Annotated in this window: 20 protein-coding genes and 1 pseudogene; 8 read left to right on the top strand and 13 right to left on the bottom strand. The window is 37.9% G+C overall.

The genetic code is table 11. The features are described 5' to 3' along the window. From VIH09_RS03160 to VIH09_RS03150, 3 genes are all read left to right on the top strand, one after another. Positions 1–1849: DEAD/DEAH box helicase (locus VIH09_RS03160; RefSeq protein WP_331577790.1), on the top strand; the 1849-nt coding region annotated here is incomplete at its 5' end. A gap of 87 nt (positions 1850–1936) precedes the next feature. Beyond that, complete coding sequence (locus VIH09_RS03155; RefSeq protein WP_331577788.1) at positions 1937–2704, top strand: carboxypeptidase-like regulatory domain-containing protein; 768 nt, start codon at positions 1937–1939, stop codon at positions 2702–2704. 120 nt (positions 2705–2824) lie between these two features. Then, positions 2825–3163, top strand: a complete 339-nt coding sequence (locus VIH09_RS03150) for a DHCW motif cupin fold protein (RefSeq protein ID WP_331577786.1) — start codon at positions 2825–2827, stop codon at positions 3161–3163. A gap of 247 nt (positions 3164–3410) precedes the next feature. On the opposite strand, the gene VIH09_RS03145 is transcribed toward VIH09_RS03150, so the two are convergent. Further along, positions 3411–4871, bottom strand: coding sequence for an aminoacyl-histidine dipeptidase (locus VIH09_RS03145; RefSeq protein ID WP_331577784.1), 1461 nt, complete (start codon positions 4869–4871; stop codon positions 3411–3413). A 110-nt stretch (positions 4872–4981) separates the two neighbouring features. Between VIH09_RS03145 and VIH09_RS03140 the strand changes: the two genes are divergently transcribed. Next, positions 4982–6043 carry a DUF3810 domain-containing protein gene (locus tag VIH09_RS03140; RefSeq protein WP_331577782.1) on the top strand — a complete coding sequence of 354 codons (1062 nt, stop codon included), beginning with the start codon at positions 4982–4984 and terminating at the stop codon, positions 6041–6043. Positions 6044–6132: 89 nt separating this feature from the next. Here the strand turns inward: VIH09_RS03140 and VIH09_RS03135 are convergent, their stop codons facing one another. Next, positions 6133–7353 (bottom strand): 3-oxoacyl-[acyl-carrier-protein] synthase III C-terminal domain-containing protein, encoded by a 1221-nt coding sequence (locus tag VIH09_RS03135; RefSeq protein ID WP_331577780.1) that lies wholly within the window; start codon positions 7351–7353, stop codon positions 6133–6135. 630 nt (positions 7354–7983) lie between these two features. On the opposite strand from VIH09_RS03135, the gene VIH09_RS03130 reads away from it, so the two are divergent. Beyond that, on the top strand, positions 7984–8478 hold the full coding sequence (locus tag VIH09_RS03130; RefSeq protein ID WP_331577778.1) for a sigma-70 family RNA polymerase sigma factor: 495 nt from the start codon (positions 7984–7986) through the stop codon (positions 8476–8478). A gap of 5 nt (positions 8479–8483) precedes the next feature. Next, the gene (locus tag VIH09_RS03125; protein WP_331577776.1) at positions 8484–9116 is read left to right on the top strand and encodes a hypothetical protein; all 633 of its coding nucleotides are present in this window, start codon (positions 8484–8486) and stop codon (positions 9114–9116) included. A 38-nt stretch (positions 9117–9154) separates the two neighbouring features. Here VIH09_RS03125 and VIH09_RS03120 read toward each other — a convergent pair whose 3' ends face one another. Both VIH09_RS03120 and VIH09_RS03115 read right to left on the bottom strand, forming a co-directional pair. Next, a complete protein-coding gene (locus VIH09_RS03120) occupies positions 9155–9964 on the bottom strand; it encodes a lysophospholipid acyltransferase family protein (protein WP_331577774.1) in 810 nt (269 codons plus the stop codon). 131 nt (positions 9965–10095) lie between these two features. Then, positions 10096–10746, bottom strand: coding sequence for a CoA pyrophosphatase (locus VIH09_RS03115; RefSeq protein ID WP_331577772.1), 651 nt, complete (start codon positions 10744–10746; stop codon positions 10096–10098). Between the two features lie 95 nt (positions 10747–10841). Between VIH09_RS03115 and VIH09_RS03110 the strand changes: the two genes are divergently transcribed. After that, entirely contained in the window at positions 10842–11276 is a 435-nt protein-coding gene (locus tag VIH09_RS03110; protein WP_331577770.1) for a DUF4268 domain-containing protein, read from the top strand. Between the two features lie 64 nt (positions 11277–11340). Here the strand turns inward: VIH09_RS03110 and VIH09_RS03105 are convergent, their stop codons facing one another. From VIH09_RS03105 to VIH09_RS03085, 5 genes are all read right to left on the bottom strand, one after another. Further along, positions 11341–11751, bottom strand: coding sequence for a hypothetical protein (locus tag VIH09_RS03105; protein WP_331577768.1), 411 nt, complete (start codon positions 11749–11751; stop codon positions 11341–11343). 12 nt (positions 11752–11763) lie between these two features. Continuing rightward, positions 11764–12708, bottom strand: coding sequence for an NAD(P)H-dependent flavin oxidoreductase (locus VIH09_RS03100; protein WP_331577766.1), 945 nt, complete (start codon positions 12706–12708; stop codon positions 11764–11766). A gap of 15 nt (positions 12709–12723) precedes the next feature. After that, the gene (locus VIH09_RS03095) at positions 12724–14337 is read right to left on the bottom strand and encodes a S8 family serine peptidase (protein ID WP_331577764.1); all 1614 of its coding nucleotides are present in this window, start codon (positions 14335–14337) and stop codon (positions 12724–12726) included. Between the two features lie 126 nt (positions 14338–14463). Then, positions 14464–15651 carry a tRNA 2-thiouridine(34) synthase MnmA gene (gene mnmA, locus VIH09_RS03090; protein WP_414656136.1) on the bottom strand — a complete coding sequence of 396 codons (1188 nt, stop codon included), beginning with the start codon at positions 15649–15651 and terminating at the stop codon, positions 14464–14466. 73 nt (positions 15652–15724) lie between these two features. After that, complete coding sequence (locus VIH09_RS03085) at positions 15725–16441, bottom strand: hypothetical protein (protein ID WP_331577762.1); 717 nt, start codon at positions 16439–16441, stop codon at positions 15725–15727. 400 nt (positions 16442–16841) lie between these two features. Between VIH09_RS03085 and VIH09_RS03080 the strand changes: the two genes are divergently transcribed. Continuing rightward, a complete protein-coding gene (locus VIH09_RS03080) occupies positions 16842–17804 on the top strand; it encodes a fasciclin domain-containing protein (RefSeq protein ID WP_331577760.1) in 963 nt (320 codons plus the stop codon). Positions 17805–17849: 45 nt separating this feature from the next. Here VIH09_RS03080 and yidC read toward each other — a convergent pair whose 3' ends face one another. The 4 genes and pseudogenes from yidC to VIH09_RS03060 form a co-directional block, all read right to left on the bottom strand. Beyond that, on the bottom strand, positions 17850–19748 hold the full coding sequence (gene yidC, locus VIH09_RS03075; RefSeq protein ID WP_331577758.1) for a membrane protein insertase YidC: 1899 nt from the start codon (positions 19746–19748) through the stop codon (positions 17850–17852). 112 nt (positions 19749–19860) lie between these two features. Beyond that, positions 19861–21474, bottom strand: a complete 1614-nt coding sequence (locus tag VIH09_RS03070; protein ID WP_331577756.1) for a CTP synthase — start codon at positions 21472–21474, stop codon at positions 19861–19863. 152 nt (positions 21475–21626) lie between these two features. Continuing rightward, positions 21627–21860: a DUF3820 family protein gene (locus VIH09_RS03065; RefSeq protein WP_331577754.1), complete on the bottom strand. Its 234-nt coding sequence runs from the start codon at positions 21858–21860 to the stop codon at positions 21627–21629. 54 nt (positions 21861–21914) lie between these two features. Continuing rightward, positions 21915–22128: pseudogene (locus VIH09_RS03060) on the bottom strand (OsmC family peroxiredoxin); the annotation flags it as partial.

Raw genomic sequence — 22128 nt, 5'->3', positions numbered from 1 at the left:
GACCGAAGTACAGGAGAAAGCGATTCCCCTATTATTGGAAAAAGACACAGATATGGTTGCGTTGGCTCAGACAGGGACAGGGAAAACGGCAGCATTTGGTTTTCCAGTTATCCAAAAAATTGATGCCAACAACAGAAATACTCAAGCATTAATTTTATCTCCAACACGCGAACTTTGTTTGCAGATTACCAACGAAATTAAAAACTACTCTAAATACGAAAAAGGTATTAATGTGGTAGCAGTTTACGGTGGGGCTAGCATAACAGACCAAGCAAGAGACATTAAGAGAGGCGCGCAAATTATTGTGGCAACTCCGGGAAGAATGCAAGACATGATTAATAGAGGATTGGTAAACATTTCTCAAATCAACTATTGTATTCTAGATGAGGCCGACGAAATGTTGAACATGGGTTTCTACGAAGACATCGTAAACATTCTGTCAACTACTCCAGACGAAAAAAACACATGGTTGTTCTCTGCAACAATGCCTGCTGAAGTAGCACGTATTGGAAAACAATTCATGAAAGACCCAATTGAAATTACAGTTGGAGCAAAAAATTCAGGTTCCGCAACAGTTTCACATGAGTTTTACCTTGTAAACGCACGCGATCGTTACGAAGCTTTGAAACGTTTAGCTGATGCTAATCCAGACATTTTCTCAGTAGTTTTTTGTCGTACCAAAAGGGATACACAAGCAGTTGCTGAAAAATTAGTGGAAGACGGATACAGCGCTGCTGCATTGCACGGAGATTTATCTCAAGCGCAACGTGATGGTGTTATGAAATCTTTTAGAGGAAGACAAATCCAAATGCTTGTTGCAACTGACGTTGCAGCACGTGGAATTGACGTTGATAACATTACTCACGTAGTGAATTACCAACTTCCTGACGAAATAGAAACTTACAATCACCGTTCAGGCCGTACTGGTCGTGCAGGTAAATTAGGTACTTCTATTGTTATCGTGACTAAAAGTGAATTGCGTAAGATTTCTTCAATCGAAAGAATCATCAAACAAAAATTTGAAGAAAAAACAATTCCTTCCGGAATCGAAATCTGCGAAATACAATTATTGCACTTAGCCAATAAAATTAAAGACGTAGAAGTAGATCACGAAATTGACAACTATCTTCCTGCAATAAACAATGTTCTTGAAGACTTGACGAAAGAAGAGTTAATCAAGAAAATGGTTTCGGTAGAATTTAATCGTTTTATCAACTATTACAAGAAAACTAGAGATATCTCAAATCAATCGAACTCTGAAAGACGTGATCGTGATGATAGAGATGGTGCTCCAAGAGAAAGCAACAATGGTGGTGCAACAAGATATTTTGTGAACATAGGTTCTAGAGATAATTTTGATTGGATGTCATTAAAAGACTACTTGAAAGAAACATTAGACTTAGGTCGTGATGACGTTTTCAAAGTGGACGTAAAAGAAGGTTTCTCTTTCTTTAACACGGACCCTGAACACACTGATAAAGTGATGGAAGTATTGAACAACGTACAACTGGAAGGACGTCGTATCAATGTTGAAATTTCTAAAAATGATGGTGGCGGAAGACGTGACCATAACGGAAGAAGTTCTGGTGGTTTTGGCGGCGGTGCAAGAAGTTCCGCTCCAAGAAGAGAAGGCAGCTTTGCTCCAAGAAGAGAAGGTTCAGGCGGATTTAGAAGCGACAGAAACTCAGCTCCGAGAGAAGGTGGTTTCGGCGGAAGAAGTTCAGCTCCAAGAGAAGGCGGCTTTGGCGGAAGAAGTTCTTCAAGAGGAGAAGGCGCTTCAGATAGAGCTCCTAGACGTTCTGAAAGTTTCGGTGATTCACCTAGACCAAGAAGACCAAGAAAAGACTAACATTTACTGTTAATTTTCTTATAATAATATAAGGGACTACAAAATATTTAATCCTGTTTTATTACTTTTAAAGTTTTAAACCAGTTTATGAAATATTTTGTAGTCCTCTTTTTTTTAACACTATCCGCAACCGTTTCGGCGCAGAGTATAGTTCCTTCCCAAAAAGTATCCGGTTTTATCTACAACGACAACACTAAGTCGCCCCTGATTAACGTCAACATCATCAACATCAACAAAGTAAGAGGAGCGCGAACTGATTCGCAAGGTTACTTTGAAATCGACGTGCAACCAACCGATACGTTACATCTTTCTCTTTTAGGATATCAATCGCTAAGGGTCAAAGTCACCAATGACTGGATAAAAAACAAGGTCGCCAAAATATTCCTTACAGAAAAAGCAATTGCACTTGAGGAAGTCGTGATCAGGCCTTTTAATTTAACGGGCTATTTGGAGGTGGATTCAAAAACAATTCCAACAAATGAAAACTATCGTTACAGTATTTCTGGATTAACGCATGCCTACGAAGCCGGTGAATATTCCCCAAATGCTTTCGGTAGAGTTCTCGGCTCGATTTTCAATCCGGCAGACATGCTCTATAATTTCTTTGGGAACAACCCTAAAGAACTCAAGAAACTAAAAGAAATGAAGAAAGACGACACCGTTAGAAATCTTCTGGAATCTAAGTTTGACAGAGAAACGATAGCGGTCCTGCTTGGCGTTGATAAAAAAGAAATTGCCGAAATTTTACAGCGATGCAACTACTCTGAATCTTTCATAAAAACGGCAAATGATTTACAAATCATGGATGCCATAAGTGGATGCTATGAAGAATATAAGATTTTGAAAAAAAGATAGAAAATCTGCATCAACAGCTTATTTTTCGATGCAAAGACAAATATTTAATCCTCAATTATGACCATAATTGAGGATTTATATTTAAAATCGAAATTAATTTTTAATTAATCTAATCAAATTATGCCGAACATAGCTTTCCAAACTATTAATTGGGACAAAATAGAAAAAACGAATCATCCGGGGGAAACCGGCACGGCCACTTGGCAAGCCATACAAATAGGCGGACTAAGAATCCGAAAAGTCATCTATTCAGAAAATTATCTGGCAGACCATTGGTGCCAAAAAGGACACATTGTCCATTGCCTTAAAGGACATATAATAAGCGAAATGGAATCTGGGGAAGAAAAGTACCTTTCAGAAGGAATGAGTTATGTGGTATCCGATAATGCGAGCTCACATCGTTCGATCTCAGTAAACGGAGCCGAATTACTCATTATAGATGGTGATTTTTTGCAATAATATTTAAAATAAATCAAAATATTATATACATTTACTTCCAATAGAAAAGAAAATCTTAATACTTATATCATGGCAAAAAGTCAAGACGCGAAAAAAACCGCTAAAAAAGAACCGCTAAAAACGGCAAAAGAAAAGAAAGAAGAAAAAAGAGAAAAGAAAAACAGTCCAAAAAGAGACTAATTCCTTTAAATAACAAACCCTCGTTTATTACTAAACGAGGGTTTATTATATAATTTCCAGACTATTATTATTTGACTGGAATGTTTTTTAAAATTTCCAACAAAAATTTCCAAAATTTTTGAGAAGAGGAAATACTGGCTCTTTCGTCAGGCGAATGTGCTCCGTGAATGGTAGGTCCAAAAGAAATCATGTCCATATCCGGATAATTAGTCCCAAGGATACCGCATTCCAATCCAGCGTGACATGCCACCACTTTCGGCTTTTCTCCATTTTGCTTTTCGTAAATAGGAACTAGCACATCTAAAATCTCCGATTTCACATTTGGAGTCCAACCGGGATAAGATCCTGAAAGCTCCACTTCACATCCCACCAATTCAAATGCGGAACGTAACGAATTAGCCAAATCAAATTTGGACGTCTCTACAGAAGAACGAGTCAAACAACCCACAGAAATTTCGCCATCCTTAACAATTACCCTAGCTATATTGTTAGACGTTTCCACCAAATCTTCCATGTCGGCACTCATTCTATACACCCCGTTATGGGCAGCATATATGGCTCTGATGATCCCTTCCTGAACCCCCAAATCCATTACTTTTTTCGGCAATTCGCATTTCACGATTTCAATTGTCAAGTTTGGTTCCGTGGTTTTATATTCCGTTTTGATGTCATTGATGATTTCCTGCATATCAAAAATATAGGCTTCATCAAACATTTCAGAGATAACCACTTTAGCTACACTTTCTCTAGGAATAGCGTTACGCAAACTTCCACCGTCGATTTCGGCCACTTGCAAACCAAAGTTTTCGAAGGCGTCAAACAACAAACGGTTCATGATTTTATTGGCATTACCCAAACCTTTGTGGATATCCATACCTGAATGCCCCCCCTTTAGTCCTTTTACGGTGATTATATGCCCAACTGAACCTTCCGGTACCTCTTCTTCGTTATAGCTGCGTGTCGCCGTCACATCGATACCGCCAGCGCAACCAATATCAATCTCATCATCTTCTTCCGTATCCAAGTTTAAGAGGATTTGCCCTTGCAAAATGCCGCCTTTTAGGTTTAAGGCTCCTGTCATTCCAGTTTCTTCATCGATAGTGAACAGTGCCTCAATAGCAGGATGTGGAATATCTTTACTTTCTAAAATCGCCATAATTGCGGCAACCCCAAGACCGTTATCAGCACCGAGAGTCGTTCCTCTGGCACGAACCCAGTCTCCATCAACATACATGTCGATTCCTTGAGTATCGAAATCGAAAACAGTATCGGAATTTTTTTGGTGCACCATATCCAAATGCCCTTGCATTACGATGGCTTTGCGATTTTCCATGCCTGCAGTGGCTGGTTTGCGAATAATGACATTACGAATTTCGTCTTCAAAAGTTTCTAGTCCAAGGTTATTCCCGAAGTTTTTCATAAATTCAATTACTCGTTCCTCTTTTTTAGATGGGCGAGGCACGGCATTTAAATCGGCAAACTTATTCCAAAGTGCTTTGGGCTCTAAATTTCTTATTTCTTGACTCATTTATTTGTGTTTGAAGTTTATTGTTTTTAAAATTCAAAGTTACAAAGTTTAAACTCTTTTTCGGTACTAATCGATATTGTAATTACCTTTACGTTTTCAAAATCACTGCCGTGAAACAAAAACACATTCTTCCGGTCTTTCTTTTTGTGCAAATAATATTTCTTCAAGTCATTCCTTTTTTCCCTGACCATGTGGAACGTTATTACAGCATGGGATTGTATCCGTATATCGCTTCATTTTCAAGAAACACATTTGGAAGCATTCCCTTTTCGATAGGAGATTTTATTTATTTTATTTTAATCATTTATATGTTTAAATGGCTCTGGAACAAAAGAAAAACCTGGAAACTGCAATGGAAGAATAATACATTACATATTTTGAGTTCCCTGTCCATTTTTTACTTTATGTTTCATCTGCTTTGGGCAATGAACTATTATCGCCAACCGCTTTTTGAAAAGATGGCAATCCAAAGAGACTATTCAGATCAGGAGTTGCTTCAGTTCACCAGAAAACTGATTTCAAAAACCAACGCCATCCACAGTACAATAGCAGAAAACAAAAATGCAAAAGTGGTGTTCCCCTACTCCCAAGACCAAGCATTCCAAATGAATTTGAATGGCTATAAAAATTTATCCAATCGATATCCCTTCTTTTCCTATACCAATTTGAGCGCAAAAAAATCGCTCATCAGCTTGCCCTTAACTTATATGGGATTTGGCGGTTATTTAAACCCTTTCACTAATGAGGCACAAGTGAATTATCTGGGCCCAATGTATAATTTTCCAACAACAACTTGCCATGAAATGGCGCACCAATTGGGGTTTGCCAGCGAAACTGAATGCAATTTCATCGGCTTTCTGGCCTCGGTGAAGAACGACAATTTGTATTTCAAATATTCAGGTTATAGTTTCGCCTTGCGTTATTGTTTAGGCAATTGGGAAATGCGGAACAAGGCCATTTTTGACCAATTGCTAAAAACCGTCCATCCGGGAATCTTAAAAAACTATAAGGAAAGCAAGGACTTCAGGGCAGAATATGAAACAGCCTTAGAAACAGGTTTTCATCTTTTTTACGACAATTTTCTAAAGCTAAATCAGCAAAAAGACGGAATGGAGAGTTACAGCAAATTTGTCAATTTGATGGTGAATTATTATGGCAAAAAAAAATTATGAGCTGTGAATTTTGGTACAATTCACAACTCATAATCGTATTATTCTTTTTACATGATGACGAGAAATCGCCGTCACTCCAGTTTTTGACGTTATATTTTCTCAAGAAGCAGTCCGGTTGCGGTAAGTCCGGGTCCAAAGGCCATAGCCACAACTTTTGTACCGGGTGCAATCGTTGGATCGTTGACTATTTCATTAAATATATGGGGCACGGTTGCTGAAGACATATTTCCCAAACGATTCAGTACGTCATAAGACCAACGTGCCTGGTCTTTAGAAATCCCAACTGCCGCAACCACATAATCAATGATTTTTGGCCCACCGGGATGAATCGCAAAATGCATATTGCCTTTTTCCTCTTCCAAATCAATACCCACTTTATTGCACATTACGGTTAAAAAGGATTTGATGTTTTTACGAATAAAAACAGGAACTCTTTTAGATAGGGTCATTAAAAAATTATATTCCCCTAATTCCCATGACATGTCCTCCAACGAATCAGGAATAATAACCTCATGAGAAGCTAAGATTCGCAACCCTTTTTTCTCCAGTATATCGGCATCGTTCATGAAAGCGTCTTCTTCATATAAAGAATACCCAATAAAACCATCCGCAAAAAGAGAACAAATCATCGTATTTGCGACAGAGAATTCCGTTAGATTCAAATGCGCAGATAAAAGCTCCGTGTGAACCACATCTGCTCTACCGTTGTCTGAGCTGCCACTAATTAAACTGCTTGCCGTGCGGATTGCGGGAAAAGCACCATAACATCCCATTTGGTAGGAATGTGTAACTTGTGTTGTTTCCCAGTTTCTATTTATTACCGCTTGTTGGGCAACACTCGGTGAAGAATAACCGGAACAAGTAACATGGACCAGGTTTTCGGGAGCGGCAATTTCACCTGAATAAAACTCGTCAAAAACATATCCCATTTTATTTTTAAACCATTCCATTCGAACTCCGATTTTAGGTCCGAATGTGTCCCCGGTCTTCGTCATTAAGCTGGAAGGGAAATCATAATCCGATAGCAAAGTGTTATCCATTTTGTTCTCAATAAAGTCTAAGACTTCTTCAAAAATCAAAATTTGTCTTTGATTAATATTTTCGGGAGAAACCGAATATTTGTCTACCTGGTCTGAAATTACCTCGAAACTATTAGGCTCGTTATAGCTATCATCAACTTCAGTCCCTACCAGATTGGGCAGATTCTGGAAGTGATGGTATAGAAACTTGGTGTATTGATTCAATTTTTTTTGATCGATTAACTTACCCACTAAAATGGGCTTAAAATTGGAAATGATAATGCTTTTCATTAATGTGGTACTTTAATTAATTTTCCAAACATAATTCAAAACTCGCTAAATTTAGTAGGCACAATATTTGATTTTTATTTAAAAAACGTAACTTATTGATTTTTAATGTATTAATAATCTTAAAGTTAAGTTAAAGTATTGCAAATCAGAACATTGTAAGAATGATATCACATATCAAATTTTCGCTGATTATCAAGCATGTAAGAATCATAGCACAATCCAATTCATCGCCGTTTCAAAAAACAGTTTTCAGTTTTCATCCTTCCAAATCGCCAATTTAATCAAAAAAAAACTCGAGAAAACCGCCCATTTGGGCATCCTTATTTGGAGACGAAACACCTCCAGAAAACTAAAATAAGATTCCACGGCGGGACAAGAAATCACATCGCCAGTTAAGAAAAATAAGACTTCTGTTTTAGGTCACAAGGTTGAAAATAGACCTGTGAAGAACTAAATATGTTGACTAGCCCCGATGGCAATGAAAATCCTTTATTTTTTTCTCTTTTTTGAGAAAAATAAAGATTGTAATGCACAGCGGGACAACTGTTTATTGTACTGCAAAAAAACTGTGCTACAAAATAAAAAAGTAGTACTTTGTAACAAATTCGACCGGAGAGGTACTAATGAGTCATGAGTGAAAATCTAGAACATTCTTTTGTAAAGCAATTAAAGGATAATCAAAATATAATCCACAAGATATGTAGGTTGTATACTGATTGCGAAGATGCACACAAAGATTTGTTTCAGGAAATCACCATTCAGTTATGGAAGGCTTTTCCAAAATTTAGAGGCGATAGCAAATTTTCCACTTGGGCCTATCGTGTAGCGCTGAACACCGCCATTACCTTATACAGAAAAAACAAGCGAACGGTTGCTACCGTTGAGTATGAGGGAAGACAGCACTTCATGAAGGAGGTGGACTACAATTACGAAGAAGAGGAGCAAATTAAACTCATGTACAAGGCCGTCTATCAGCTTAATGACATAGAGAAAGCCTTGGTTTTTATGTATCTCGAAGATAAAGACTATAGGGAAATAGCCGAAACTTTGGGTATTAGCGAGGTTAATGCCAGAGTAAAAATGAACAGGATTAAAGGGAAATTAAAAAAAATATTAAATCCTTAAGGAATATGAAAGAGCTGGATTTATTAAAAAAAGACTGGAAAAAGAACGCAGATTCTTTTGAACAGATATCGGAAGTGGAAATTTACAAAATGATCCATAAAAAATCGTCTTCAATCGTGAAGTGGATTTTGATTATTAGCATTTTGGAGGTTTTACTATGGACTTCGATTAGCGTGTTTTTTAACACCGACGAGTATTTGGAACAGATCAATCATACGGATCTGATATCCTATTTCAGGATACTTACCGTTTTCAACTATGGTGTAATTTTGGCTTTTATATACTTGTTTTACAAAAACTACATTCGCATCACTACAACTGTATCTACCAAACAACTGATGAAGGACATTTTAAAGACCCGAAAAACGGTCCAGTATTATGTATGGTATAACCTTGCGATGGCTGTTGTTAGCCTGATTATAGGTTTTGTGATCGCTTTAGTTTACAATCCCGAAACTAGTATTTTGAACGACCAGATCGCCAACAACGGAAAAGTAATGGCAATCACAATAGGAGTTTTGCTTTTGACCACCGTTGTGTTCTTTGGACTATTTTGGCTTTTTTACAGACTCCTATACGGGATCCTGCTCCGAAGACTGTATGCCAATTATAAAGAATTGAAGAAAATCGACTTATAAAAAAAAGAGTTCGCCGCGGCGAACTCTTTTTTTTTATATCAATATTCCCATCTACGAAGTTTGTTTAGTTTTTCTTGCTCTTCTCTTTCCTCGCATGGAATCACTTTTAAGAAAGAAGGGTGCTGCTCTATGGCATATTCCACTTTTTCAACTATTTCATCAATGGTGTCATTATCATAATCAATATCCAGCGGTTCCTTAATGATAAAGGACTGCAGGATCCCTTTCTTTTTCATTCTCAAGCCCTTTTTGTCAAAGGAGCGTCGGAAACCGTCTATGACAATCGGCACCACAATAGGTCGGTGTTCTTTGATGATATGGGCCGTCCCTTTCCTTACTGGTTTGAATGATTTAGTTGTGCCTTGCGGAAAAGTAATTACCCATCCATCTTTAAGCGCCACTTTGATGTTCTCAGTGTCATTCGGGTTTACCTCTTTTTTCTCTTTGACATCAACCCCTTTTGCTCGCCAGGTTCTTTCGACTGTAATGGCACCCGCATAGGCCAAAATTCTCGGCAAAATACCAGCCTGCATGGTTTCCTTTGCCGCGACATAATAGATATTCAGTTTGGGGTTCCATAAATACAGCACGTTCTTGATATTGTCTTCCCTACCTTTCAGGCTGGCATTAAAAACGTGAAACATAGCCACGACATCAGCAAAATAGGTTTGATGGTTGGATATGAAAAGTACATTTGCATCGGGTAAATTTCGTATAATTTCTGAACCTTCTATTTGTAATTCATTGAAACCCCTATAGCGTCTGTGCGTAATGCCCCCGAAAATCCGGATCAACCATTTCTTCAAAAACAATATGTGACCAAAAGGATTTCTCTTAAATAACCCCATAAAATTGTGTGTGTTTTTAGTAAATTTGGATTACAAACTTACGGAATTAATTCTTTATCTTTTGTACCGGAAACGATAGGCAGCTATCGAATAGCGTTAAAAACAACAAACTATCATGTGATTGTGACAAATCAATGGCTTGAATTCAGGACACTTTTTAAAACATCTTTCAACTCGCTCAGCATCATCGCCGTTGCACCCCAGACAATATGTCCTTCAATATCAAATGCCGGAACGTTAATCTCCTTTGCATAAGAAGTGGACAGTTTCGCTTCAACAAGTATTTCATCATTCAAGAAAATGGACAGCGGCAATTCGATAATGCTTGACACTTCACTGGGATCGAGAACAAAGCAAATTTCCTCCTTGCAGATTCCCAGAAAAGGATGCACAATAAAATTGCTTGGCGGAATATACACTTCCGTAAAAGACTTGACTACATCAATTATTGCCGGATTTACGCCTACTTCCTCCTGCGTTTCCCGTAAAGCTGTTTCTGAAAAATTTTCATCTCCAGCTTCATATTTCCCACCCGGAAACGCTATTTGTGCGGAATGCACCCCTTCATAGGAATTCCGCACGATAAGCACGAGATGGGTCATCCCATTTTTAGGATAGAAAAGCATCATAACAGCAGCCATTTTGGGATTTTTGCCTTTAGAGACATCGTTTTTCATGCTCTCGATCCTTTCAAATGGTGCCATTTTAATATGAGCTTCCATAGCAGGAAGCTTGGCTTCCGCCAAGTTGGGAACATATTCTAAAAAATATTGGAAATCCATAATCAAAGTCTATTTTTGCATTCAAAATATAATATAAATATAGTTTAGAAAATCACATTGCGCAAATTTTCTAAAATCAAATTCGAAGAAGCAAAATGTACAGTAAAGAAGAAACTCAAAAATTAAAACGAGAATTCTGGGTCACATTCGCAGAGAAATACCCCCGGAAATGGGTGCTATACGATACCAAAATTAAAAATTTCTCTTTTAAGTTTTATGTAGACAATAAAAAGGCACAAGTGCTTATCGATATTGAGCATCGCAACGATGACTTGCGAACCGGCTATTTTGAAAAACTGCTGGCTTTAAAAAACATATTGGAGGAGGAATTCGTCAAAGACCTTGTGTTTGAAAGAAATTACGTGTTGGAAAATGGAAAAACAATCAGCCGTATTTGGATTGAAAAACTAGGGGTAAGCGTCAGCAACCGCAGCTATTGGGGCGAAATATTTGCTTTTTACAACGAAAAAATGAATGCCTTAGAACTTTTCTATTCAGAGTACGATGACTTTATTAAGGATGTAGATTAGATTCTGCCCCTCCGCAAAAAACCAATAGATAAAGAAAGTCGCGAATGGCGACTTTTTTTATAATTTACATATTGAAAATGTTGTAGACGATAATCCTATCGTTATAATTGATATACAATTGCTTCCTGTTATCCTGATTTTTTCTGGTAATGATGGAAAGCGTGCAGTCATCTCCGTTGTTGTCTTTGCAGGTAAAAGAGTAAACGATATCCGTGTCATTTTCTTCTGTTGGTTGATACACGATGATATCAAACAACTGAATGACTTGGGAATACACCACAATCCTATTCTTATCAGTATCCAATGAAATCAACAGATTTACTAACTTCAGGTCGGACCATTTGCCCCATTTTCCTTTCTCGTTTTTTTCTAAGACGCTAAAACCGGACGTTTTGAATTTATAGTTTTGACCGTAGGATTGTTGCAGGCCAAGACCTAGAAAAAGCAACACGATATATAATTTAATTTTGCCCATTATTTATAAGAATTAAAAATCAAATTCCTGCACCTCTCTTCTTGCACTTTCAAAATCCGTCATCATCTCCAGAACGATTTCTTCAGCGGAATTTATCTGATGAATTAGCCCCGCGATTTGACCTATTTCCAGTTCGCCTTCAATTAAATCCCCTTCAAACATACCTCTTTTTGCCCTTGCCCTGCCCAAAAAAGCTGTTAATTCTTCTTTTGTCGGACATTTTTCATACAAATATTGAAGATCTTGGTAGAATTTATTTTTAATCAATCGAACGGGAGCCAACTCTTTCAATGTCAATTGAGTTCCGCCTTCCTGAACCTCCACAATGGTTTTCTTGAAATTCTCATGCGCAGAAGATTCTTTGGAAGCGGCAAACCTGCTCCCTACCTGAACCCCATCGGCGCCTAAGACCATAGCGGCCAGCATTCCTCGACCATTTGCAATGCCTCCGGCGGCAATAACCGGTATCTGTATTTGTTCTTTTACCATGGGAATCAAAGTAAAAGTTGTAGTTTCGTCCCTTCCGTTATGTCCACCCGCTTCAAATCCTTCGGCAACTATGGCATCAACGCCAGCAGCTTGCGCTTTCAATGCAAAAACAGTACTGCTAACCACATGGACTACGGTAATTCCATTTTCCTTCAGATAAGGAGTCCATGTTTTGGGATTTCCAGCCGAGGTAAAAACAATTTTCACGCCTTCTTCGACGATGATTTTCATGATTTCTTCGATGTTTGGATACAACATCGGCACATTTACACCAAAAGGTTTCGAGGTCGCTATTTTACATTTTTGAATGTGCTCCCTTAGCACCTCAGGATACATAGATCCCGCTCCTATTAGCCCCAAACCGCCCGCATTACTCACTGCGCTGGCTAGTTTATATCCGCTGACCCAGATCATTCCCGCCTGGATGACAGGATATTTTATATTGAAAAGTTGTGTGATTTTATTCATTTAGTAGGCTGAATGTTATTGTTTTATGATTTTTCCGAACTTAGAAAAAGCATCTGATTCAATTTTGTAAAAGTACATGCCGTTGCTCAATGACTTTAATGAAAATGTGTCTGACGGACTACTGATTGTACGTTCCAAAACTTTCTTACCCAAAATACTATAAAAAACAACCGTTCCACTATTGAAGCCTTCTGGAAAAGAAACCGAGATCAAATCAGTTGTCGGATTTGGATAGGCCACAAAATAGTTTTTAGTGAAATCCTCTACAAACAATCCGTTAGACAGGGCGGCGCTGAAATCCGGTATCCCGTATCCATATTGGGCATTAGGTGCCGTAAATCTATCTGATGATTGGATAATTAACTGTCTAATCTCTTTATTTGTTTTGTTGGGAAATGCTTGCCACAAGCAGGCCACCGTTCCGGCCATTATTGGACTTGAAAACGAAGTCCCGTTTGCGGTAATTATATTTCCAAATCCGTCCGATAGAACGGCAGCAGCGCCTTGTGCCATAACATCCGGCTTTATACGGTTATCGAAGGAAGGCCCAATTGAGCTAAACCAAGCTCTATTTTCAGCTGAATTCACTGCGCCAACTGCAATTACCGAAACTGCATCGGCGGGTACCGCTATATGTGGATTACTGGTTGTTCCTTCATTACCGGCGGCAACCACAATAATCATTCCTCTAGAGAAAGCGATTTCGGCTCCCCTTGACATAAAGGCGGTCGCACCATTCATTTCGCTATAAGTATGACTGTAAGACGTGTTATCATATTCAAAATATCCTAAAGAAGTATTTATGATATCCACCCCTAAATAATCGGCTGTTTCGGCAGCTTCTACCCAAAGTGATTCTTCGACCGGATTTTCAGAAACAACATCTTCGGTGATAAACAGGTAATAAGAAGCGTCTGGCGCGGTCCCTACCAATTCATTTTCCTTGTAACCTCCCATAGAAGAAAGTACGAGGGTACCATGAGAATCACCTTGGTAAAAATCAGCGCTTCTGGAAACATAGTCGTAACCACCCAAAATTAGATTATTATCTCGAAGTCTCTGAAAAGGCAATGCCGTATTGACACCAGGAAAACCAGCATCTAAAACCGCTATTACCTTTCCGGAACCCGTGTAATTTTGCTGATGCAACAAATCCCCCTTAAGCATTTGAATTTGGTTTGTAGACTGGCCGTATGCGAAATTTACTTTCGTTTTCTTAGTCTTACTTTGCTCTTTTGTCTTAAAATCTTTGGCCGTTTTACCGGCTTGGTTTAGTGATTTGTTGGCAAAATCCACTTTGCTCACAAAGGCATAAGTTTTGAGTGAATTTACCGCGCTTTGTGTCCCTCTAACATGAAGAGCATTGAGCCACTTAGATTTGGCCATCACCGTAATTCCAGCCGTCGATTTTATCTGGCTAATATAGGAAGGGTCGATTGGAACATCCTTTAAATCTAAAGCTATATTTTGATTTGCCCTTCTGTCCAAAGCTCTCTGAGAAAGCATTTCTAATGGTGAATCAAAATAAAATTGCGAATTGTTTTTGGCAGCAAAATATACCCAAGCGTCTTCTTGCGAAAAAACTGCTGTAGTTAAAAAGAAAAAAAAGAATAGACAAAGTTTTTTCATAATCGAAAACTATATTAAACGAAACATTAGGAGACTAATTTATTGACTGCAATAAAAGCTTTTTTTTTAACGATATCCAATTCGTAAGCCAAAGGACGCTTTGATTTTTTTTATCAAGGCACTAAGCTAAGAAATAACTCCCGAACCAACTAATTCATCCTCGAGATACCAGGCTGCAAATTGTCCTTCGGTTATTGCGGATTGCGGTTCTTGAAATGAAATGTACAATCCGTCTTCATATTGATGCAAAGTAGCTTTTTGTAGCGGCTGTCTGTAACGTATTCTCGCCATCACTTCCATTTGTTCCCCATTGGCCAGAGCCAAATCAGTGCGAATCCAATGCACCTCTGACTTTTCTATAAACAATCCTTTTCTGAACAATCCCGGATGTTGGCTACCCAAACCGGTATAAATCGTGTTTGTCGTCACATCGGTTGCGATAATAAATAGCGGATCTTTTGTCCCGCCCACGTTCAGCCCTTTGCGTTGACCGATTGTGAAGTAATGCGCACCTTGGTGTTTTCCAACCACCTTGCCCATTTCATGAGTATATGCAATTTTATTTGATTCTAACAGCAACGATTCCTTTGACGATAACTCCTGTTGTTCTTCGGGCCTATAAACCAAATGATCCTTGTCAATCTGGATTATAGCTCCTTCCTTTGGCTCCAGTTTTTGCTGTAAAAATTCCGGCAAACGCACTTTTCCTATAAAACATAAACCTTGGGAATCTTTCTTTTCGGCTGTCACCAATTCCATTTGCGCGGCAATTTCCCTCACTTCCGGTTTGGTCAATTCTCCAATGGGAAACAATGATTTTGCCAGCTGTTCTTGTGATAGTTGGCAAAGGAAATAGGATTGATCTTTATTATTGTCCGCACCGGCAAGCAATTGATATACTGTTTCGCCATTGAGCTCAATTTCGCTTTTTTTGCAATAATGACCTGTAGCGACATAATCAGCGCCAAGGCTCAACGCAATTTTCATAAAAACGTCAAATTTGATTTCGCGGTTACAAAGAACATCGGGATTTGGAGTTCTCCCTTTCTCATATTCCCTGAACATGTAATCCACAATTTTCTCCTGGTATTGCTCACTCAAATCTACCGTTTGAAAAGGAATCCCCAATTTATCGGCTACCAGCAATGCGTCATTACTGTCCTCTAACCACGGACATTCATTGGAAATTGTAACTGAATCATCATGCCAATTTTTCATAAAAAGGCCTATCACTTCATATCCCTGTTGCTGCAATAAATAAGCGGCAACACTTGAATCAACACCTCCAGAAAGTCCTACTACAACACGCTTCATTTTGAAATCTTTAATAATATTACAAGACTGCAAAGTTACAATGTTTTATTGCAGTATATGTGTAAGGATAAACTTAATTGCGTTTGGATTTTGATATGTTCCGGGGGTTGTTCATGTCGATTTCTTTGGCTTGTTTTCCTTTTTCGAAAAATTGCCAAGTCCCAGCTTTCTTCCCATTTACAAATTGTCCTTTGGAGACAACACTACCATCAGGGTCTCTAAAAATGGCCAGTCCATTATATTCATTATTTCTAAAAATTGATTCTTCCAAAACTATTCCATTCTCAGAATATTTCTTGTAGACTCCGTCCTTAAAATTATTTTTATAATCGGTCTCCTCGGCAATTTTGCCGTTGGGATAAAAAACAGACCGCACACCTTCCAACTTGCCGTTTTTATAATTTTCTATGGTCATCACGGTTTGTGAAGCTTGGTGGTAATACTTCCATGAACCCTCAAAGAGTTTGTTGACCACTTTACCTTCGCTCACTCTGTTTTTGGCTTGATCAAAGAAAGTGGTATAAGCTGAGTTATCTTTCGCATTAAATTCTCGGGTGGCTATTATAGATTTCGCTTTGGTATCGTCATAAAAATTGAAAAGCCCAATTTCTTTTCCGTGCTCAAATGTCCCTTCATATCTGGGCCTTTTGGATTCTTCGTAAAATCCTTTGTATACACCATGCTTTTTCCCTTGTGAATCTAATTTATTAAAATCGGTTTGAGATAATAGCGTTTGGCTAAAATGAACCAAACAGAGTACCGTAAAAAAACAAAACTTAATTTTTTTCATTATTTCCAAATGTTTACTAGAAGCTGCAAAACTAAAGGTTCCTTATTTTGACAAATTTACATTTTATTACAGAATAAGCATATCTAAACAACCTAATAATTGCACTCCTAAAAAAAGCGCAATTTTTTCCTTTGGACACCAGTTTCGAGAAAATTTTTCTTAACAATTATTTTAATGAGCTCCCAATAATCTGTTTAACCAAAATTTGGACCTTCAAAATAGAAAAAAACAATGCCAACCATTAACAAGTTGCAATACAGTTGTTTGCACATAAATATACTGCGTTAAACAAATAAAAAAGAAATCCTAAATTTTAGTTTTGTTTATCTTTTTTAAAGATAAATTAAACATTATACGAAATTTGTTTTTTAACTTAGATAAAAATTTAAAACTCACTATTATGAAAAATGTATTTAAAATCAGGAATTTGACGTTAATCCTGTCTTTTTTAGTTCTGTTAATCTCATGTAATGATGATAACACTGCAGCGCCTCCAGTTGACAACTCAATCACCGGACTTGCCCTTAAAACTCCAGATTTAAGTATGTTAGTCCAAGCCTTGCAAAGAGCAGAATTAACGGCCACATTGCAGGCCAGTGGAACCTACACCGTTTTCGCACCTACAAATTCGGCCTTTACAGCATTTCTTGCAACAACCCCATACTCGACGATAAATGATGTGCCAAAAGAAGCGCTGACTCAAATTTTACTGAATCATGTTATTACAACTAAGTTGACGGCTTCAGACTTAACCACCGGTTATATCAAAACAATGGCGAAGGGCACGGCATCTACAACGAATACATTAAGCATGTATGTAAACACAGCTGCTGGCGTAGAGTTAAACGGTGACGCAAAGGTAACAACTCCCAACATTATGGCTTCCAATGGTGTAATTCATGTCGTTGACGAAGTTATTGGTTTACCTACCATCGTTACTCATGCCACCGCAAATCCAAATTTCACTTCTTTAGTTGGCGCCTTAACCAGCGCCGGTCAGCCAGACTTCGTCTCCATTTTATCAGGAACTGGGCCGTTTACCGTATTTGCGCCTACTAACACCGCAGTTACAGCATTAGACGCTGAATTAGCACCTGGAGGAATTGCATCAGTATCAGCAGCGAATTTGACCAAAGTTTTACAATACCATGTGGTTAGCGGAAATGTCTTGGCTGCGACTTTGACAGAGGGACAAATAGTGACTCCCATTTTAGACCCGGCCCAAACCTTTACCGTGCAGTTAAGTGGAGGAGCAAAAATTAAGGATGCCAATGATCGAATATCAAATATTGTGGCTACCGACGTGCAATGTTCCAACGGAATTATTCACGCGGTAGACAAAGTTTTGTTACCCATCTTTTAAGATAATTAAACAAAAAAGCTTCCGCCGTGGCGGAAGCTTTTTAAACTATTTCTTTTTGTCCTTCGCCTTTTGGGCTTCGGCCTGTTCCATAACCTCTTGGAGTTTTCGCTGGAATTTACCTTGTTTCTTAGGCTCTTTTTTCTTGTTCTCTTGAATTTGAGCGTGAATTTTATCACTATCAATTATGTAATTCTTAATCACAAGCATGATTCCAATTGTAATAGAATTAGATACAAAGTAATACAAACTCAAACCAGACGCGTAACTATTAAAGAAAAACAACATCATTAATGGTGAAACATAAATCATGATCTTCATCATTTTTGCCATATCTGGCATCCCTTCTTGTTGTGGTGCCGCCATTTGTTGGTCACCGGTTGTCATCTTCATGTAAAAGAAAATCGCAATGGACGCCAAAATGGGAAACAAACTAATGTGATTTCCGTATGCCGGGATATTAAATGGCAACTCATACACGGAATCATAAGAAGACAAATCGTTTGCCCAAAGAAAACCTTGCTGTCTTAACCCTATTGCTGAAGGGAAGAATTGAAATAAAGCATAAAAGACTGGCATTTGCAATAAACCCGGTACACAACCGGCCATTGGGTTCACTCCAGCTTTATTGTAAAGCTTCATTGTTTCTTGCTGCTTCTTCATTGGGTCTTTCTTGAATTTTTCCCCCAATTCATTAATTTCAGGTCTCAACACTTTCATTTTTGCTTGAGACAAAAATGATTTATAAGTTATAGGCGACATCACTAATTTGATCAAAATGGTAAACAATATAATCGCCCACCCATGTTGTATAAACATGCTTAAGAAACCATACATCGGTATAAATGCATGACGATTGATCCAACCGAAAATACCCCAGCCCAAAGCAACGATATCTTCTATATTCCTATCATAACTCTTCAACAATTTATAATCGGTAGGGCCATAGTACCAATTCATTTTTTCGTCGATTTCACCATTTTTAAACGCTAAAGGGACAACTGCTTTAAATTGTTTGGTAAAAATGGTATCCGTTTCTTCGTCGTTAACTAAATTATTCGAATATAGTTCCGCTTTTTCAAAAGGAGTGCTTGTCAACAAGATCGAAGAGAAAAAATGTTGTTTATAAGCCACATAAGATACTTTTTCAACCGTTTCCGACTCATCATTACCTAGTCCCAGATAATCGCTCTTACCATCCTCATGCTCATAGTACAATTCAGAATAACGATTTTCATAACTAATGCTTTTTTCATTCGTGTATGACTTCAAGTCCCATTCTAATTTTAATGGTTTAGATGCGTCCAACACCTTATTTAATCCTTGAGTATGAATGTCAAAATCAAGCATGTAATCATCAGCCTTCAACACATACTTATATTCCAGATACTCATTTGCACCCGCTTTCAAACGCATAACTAAAATTTGGTCTTCCCCGTTTTTAGTCAATGTAGGTTCAAAATAAAGATCTTTGGTATTTAAAGTGCGATTATCGCTTGTAAGCAATTGCACATTCAAATTAGCGTTGTTGTCTTTTATCAAATCTACTAATTCTCCAGATCCTTTTTTGAATCTTTCAAAATTCTTAAGGGTAGCTTCCACGATATACCCCCCTTTATTAGCAATTTTTAATTTAACTAATTTGTTCTCGATAGTGGTGTAAGAATCCTTAGCAGAAGGAAGTGTGGCTGAATAAGCAAAATCCCCCAGGCTTTTTTGAAGCTGCGCCATTTGCAAAGTGTCTCCCGTAGTTATCACGGCAGGCTCGGCAATCGCTTTAGCCTGTGCCTCTTTTGTTTTGGCATCCTGAATCACTAATTCTTTTTTTACTTTATCAGCTGCAATATCAGCTTCCGTAGGCTGATTTTGCCACATTATCCAAAGTAATATCCCAAAAATCAATACAAAACCAATAATCGAATTGGGGTCAAATTTTTTTCCTTCCATTATAATTTAATTCAAAGTTTAATGCTTTAAGCTCCTTAATTGAAACTCGCCACAATGAGAAATAGTATTCTCGTTTTAGTCATTTATGTACCACAACTAAAGACGTATTATTTTATTTTTTCCTTGCTTTTACCGCAGCTGCAACGAAATTCACGAAAAGCGGATGTGGGTTTGCCACCGTACTTTTGTATTCCGGATGGTATTGCACACCGATGAAAAAAGGATGGTCTTCAATTTCTACAATTTCAACCAATCCCGTTTCCGGATTCACTCCAGTAGCTTTTAAACCTGCTTTTTGCAATGCATCCACATACTCACTGTTATACTCATAACGGTGACGGTGACGTTCAGAAATAGTAGATTGGCCATAAGCCCTAAAAGCCAGTGAACCCTCTTTAATTTCGCATTTCCAAGCTCCAAGACGCATTGTCCCTCCTTTATCTGTCACATTTTTTTGATCTTCCATCAAATTAACCACAGGATATTTCGTTTGCTCATTCATTTCTGTTGAATTGGCATCTGCATATCCCAAAACGTTTCTTGAGTATTCAATAACAGCCATTTGCATTCCCAAACAAATTCCGAAAAAAGGAACTTTGTTTTCTCGCGCATAACGCACTGCTTCTATCTTTCCTTCGATTCCCCTTTCTCCAAAACCTGGCGCTACGAGAATACCGTCAAGACCTTTTAATTTCTCTTCAATATTTGTGGCGTCAATATGCTCCGAATGAATAGAAATTACATTTACTTTAGTTTCATTGGAAGCACCTGAATGTATAAAAGCTTCCAGTATAGATTTGTAACAATCCTGCATTTCCACATATTTCCCGATCAAACCGATATTTACGGTGTGTTTTGGGTTTTTCAATCTTCGTAGAAAAACATTCCAGTTTTTTAAATCCGGGGCCGCTTTTTTAGGTAAATCCAATTTCTTTAATGCGACAATATCAAGTCCTTCTTCCAACATCAAATTAGGCACCTCATAAATAGTTGAAGCATCAATTGATTGAATAACCGCTTCTCTTTTCACATTACAAAACAATGCCAATTTATTTCGAATTTCATCCGAAATTTCATGTTCGGTTCTACAAACCAAAATATCTGCTTTGATACCACTTTCCATCAAGGTTTTTACCGAGTGCTGGGTTGGTTTTGTTTTCAACTCTCCAGCAGCGGCCAAATAAGGCACTAAAGTCAGGTGAATCACGATCGCGTTATTTTCGCCCATATCCCAAACCAGTTGACGAACTGACTCGATGTATGGTAGAGATTCAATATCCCCAACGGTTCCACCGATTTCAGTGATAATGATATCATAATCACCTGAATTACCAAGCAATTGCATTCTATCTTTAATTTCGTTGGTAATATGAGGAACCACTTGTACCGTTTTCCCAAGAAATTCTCCTCTTCTTTCCTTTTCAATAACCGAAAGGTATATTCTCCCTGTAGTAACATTGTTTGCTTGGGAAGTTGGGACATTCAAAAAACGCTCGTAATGTCCTAAATCCAAATCAGTTTCGGCACCATCGTCAGTCACATAACATTCTCCGTGTTCATACGGATTTAATGTTCCAGGATCAACATTTAGATAGGGATCAAATTTTTGAATAGTCGCCCTATATCCCCGTGCTTGTAACAATTTTGCCAAAGACGCTGCAATAATTCCTTTCCCTAAAGAAGAAGTCACACCACCGGTAACAAAAATATATTTCGTTTGATTCATTATGTTGTTGTTTGTATTGTAGTTGTGTAAAAAACTCGGCAAAAATACGATTATAAATTGAGAATATGCTAATTTACAAATGAGATAATTCGGAAAATTGACAATTGTTTAACGTACTATCTTTAAAATAAAAACCTCATTAATTTCTTCAATTAATGAGGTTTTGGATAGCTTTTTTTGATATTTCGTATCAATTCTTCCAGTCCGTTTAGTTTTAATTCATAGATCAGTTTTAACTGCTCCCCTAATTCTCCTTTTGGGAAACCCTTGTTATGATACCATACCACATAGTACTCCGGTATATCAATAAGGTATTTTCCTTCGTATTTACCAAAAGGCATTTTAGTGTGCGCTAGCTTTATGAGTTGCTTTTGATTTTTATCCAAAGTGTAAGGTTTAAAGTTTAAGGTCCAACCTAAAACTGATTACTGATCGTTAGCTTATTTCCAGCAGAAAGTGATTCTTTTTTCAATTTCGGTGTTCAAGCTTAAGAAAACGGGACAAGTCATAGCCGTTCTCTCCAGAATGTTTTTGCTTTTTTGATCAACGTCGATATTCATTTCAAATGAAATTTCAATCGCACCAATTCTGCGAGGTTCCGCATTCATAATCTTAGTGACTGAGGCAACAGCGCCGCTCATATCAATCTCCAGA

Origin of the sequence: Flavobacterium sp. (assembly GCF_036515215.1) — a bacterium.
GTDB lineage: Bacteria > Bacteroidota > Bacteroidia > Flavobacteriales > Flavobacteriaceae > Flavobacterium.
This window is presented reverse-complemented; position numbering and strand designations above follow the sequence as displayed.

Excerpts from the sequence above, each read along its gene's own strand:
- VIH09_RS03100 (WP_331577766.1), bottom strand. The coding sequence starts at position 12,708 with ATGAATAAAATCACACAACTTTTCAATATAAAATATCCTGTCATCCAG.
- VIH09_RS03125 (WP_331577776.1), top strand. The coding sequence starts at position 8,484 with ATGAAAGAGCTGGATTTATTAAAAAAAGACTGGAAAAAGAACGCAGAT.
- VIH09_RS03145 (WP_331577784.1), bottom strand. The coding sequence starts at position 4,871 with ATGAGTCAAGAAATAAGAAATTTAGAGCCCAAAGCACTTTGGAATAAG.
- mnmA (WP_414656136.1), bottom strand. The coding sequence starts at position 15,651 with ATGAAGCGTGTTGTAGTAGGACTTTCTGGAGGTGTTGATTCAAGTGTT.
- VIH09_RS03105 (WP_331577768.1), bottom strand. The coding sequence starts at position 11,751 with ATGGGCAAAATTAAATTATATATCGTGTTGCTTTTTCTAGGTCTTGGC.
- VIH09_RS03120 (WP_331577774.1), bottom strand. The coding sequence starts at position 9,964 with ATGGGGTTATTTAAGAGAAATCCTTTTGGTCACATATTGTTTTTGAAG.
- VIH09_RS03130 (WP_331577778.1), top strand. The coding sequence starts at position 7,984 with ATGAGTGAAAATCTAGAACATTCTTTTGTAAAGCAATTAAAGGATAAT.
- VIH09_RS03155 (WP_331577788.1), top strand. The coding sequence starts at position 1,937 with ATGAAATATTTTGTAGTCCTCTTTTTTTTAACACTATCCGCAACCGTT.
- VIH09_RS03095 (WP_331577764.1), bottom strand. The coding sequence starts at position 14,337 with ATGAAAAAACTTTGTCTATTCTTTTTTTTCTTTTTAACTACAGCAGTT.
- VIH09_RS03115 (WP_331577772.1), bottom strand. The coding sequence starts at position 10,746 with ATGGATTTCCAATATTTTTTAGAATATGTTCCCAACTTGGCGGAAGCC.
- VIH09_RS03070 (WP_331577756.1), bottom strand. The coding sequence starts at position 21,474 with ATGAATCAAACGAAATATATTTTTGTTACCGGTGGTGTGACTTCTTCT.
- VIH09_RS03085 (WP_331577762.1), bottom strand. The coding sequence starts at position 16,441 with ATGAAAAAAATTAAGTTTTGTTTTTTTACGGTACTCTGTTTGGTTCAT.
- VIH09_RS03080 (WP_331577760.1), top strand. The coding sequence starts at position 16,842 with ATGAAAAATGTATTTAAAATCAGGAATTTGACGTTAATCCTGTCTTTT.
- VIH09_RS03135 (WP_331577780.1), bottom strand. The coding sequence starts at position 7,353 with ATGAAAAGCATTATCATTTCCAATTTTAAGCCCATTTTAGTGGGTAAG.
- yidC (WP_331577758.1), bottom strand. The coding sequence starts at position 19,748 with ATGGAAGGAAAAAAATTTGACCCCAATTCGATTATTGGTTTTGTATTG.
- VIH09_RS03110 (WP_331577770.1), top strand. The coding sequence starts at position 10,842 with ATGTACAGTAAAGAAGAAACTCAAAAATTAAAACGAGAATTCTGGGTC.
- VIH09_RS03150 (WP_331577786.1), top strand. The coding sequence starts at position 2,825 with ATGCCGAACATAGCTTTCCAAACTATTAATTGGGACAAAATAGAAAAA.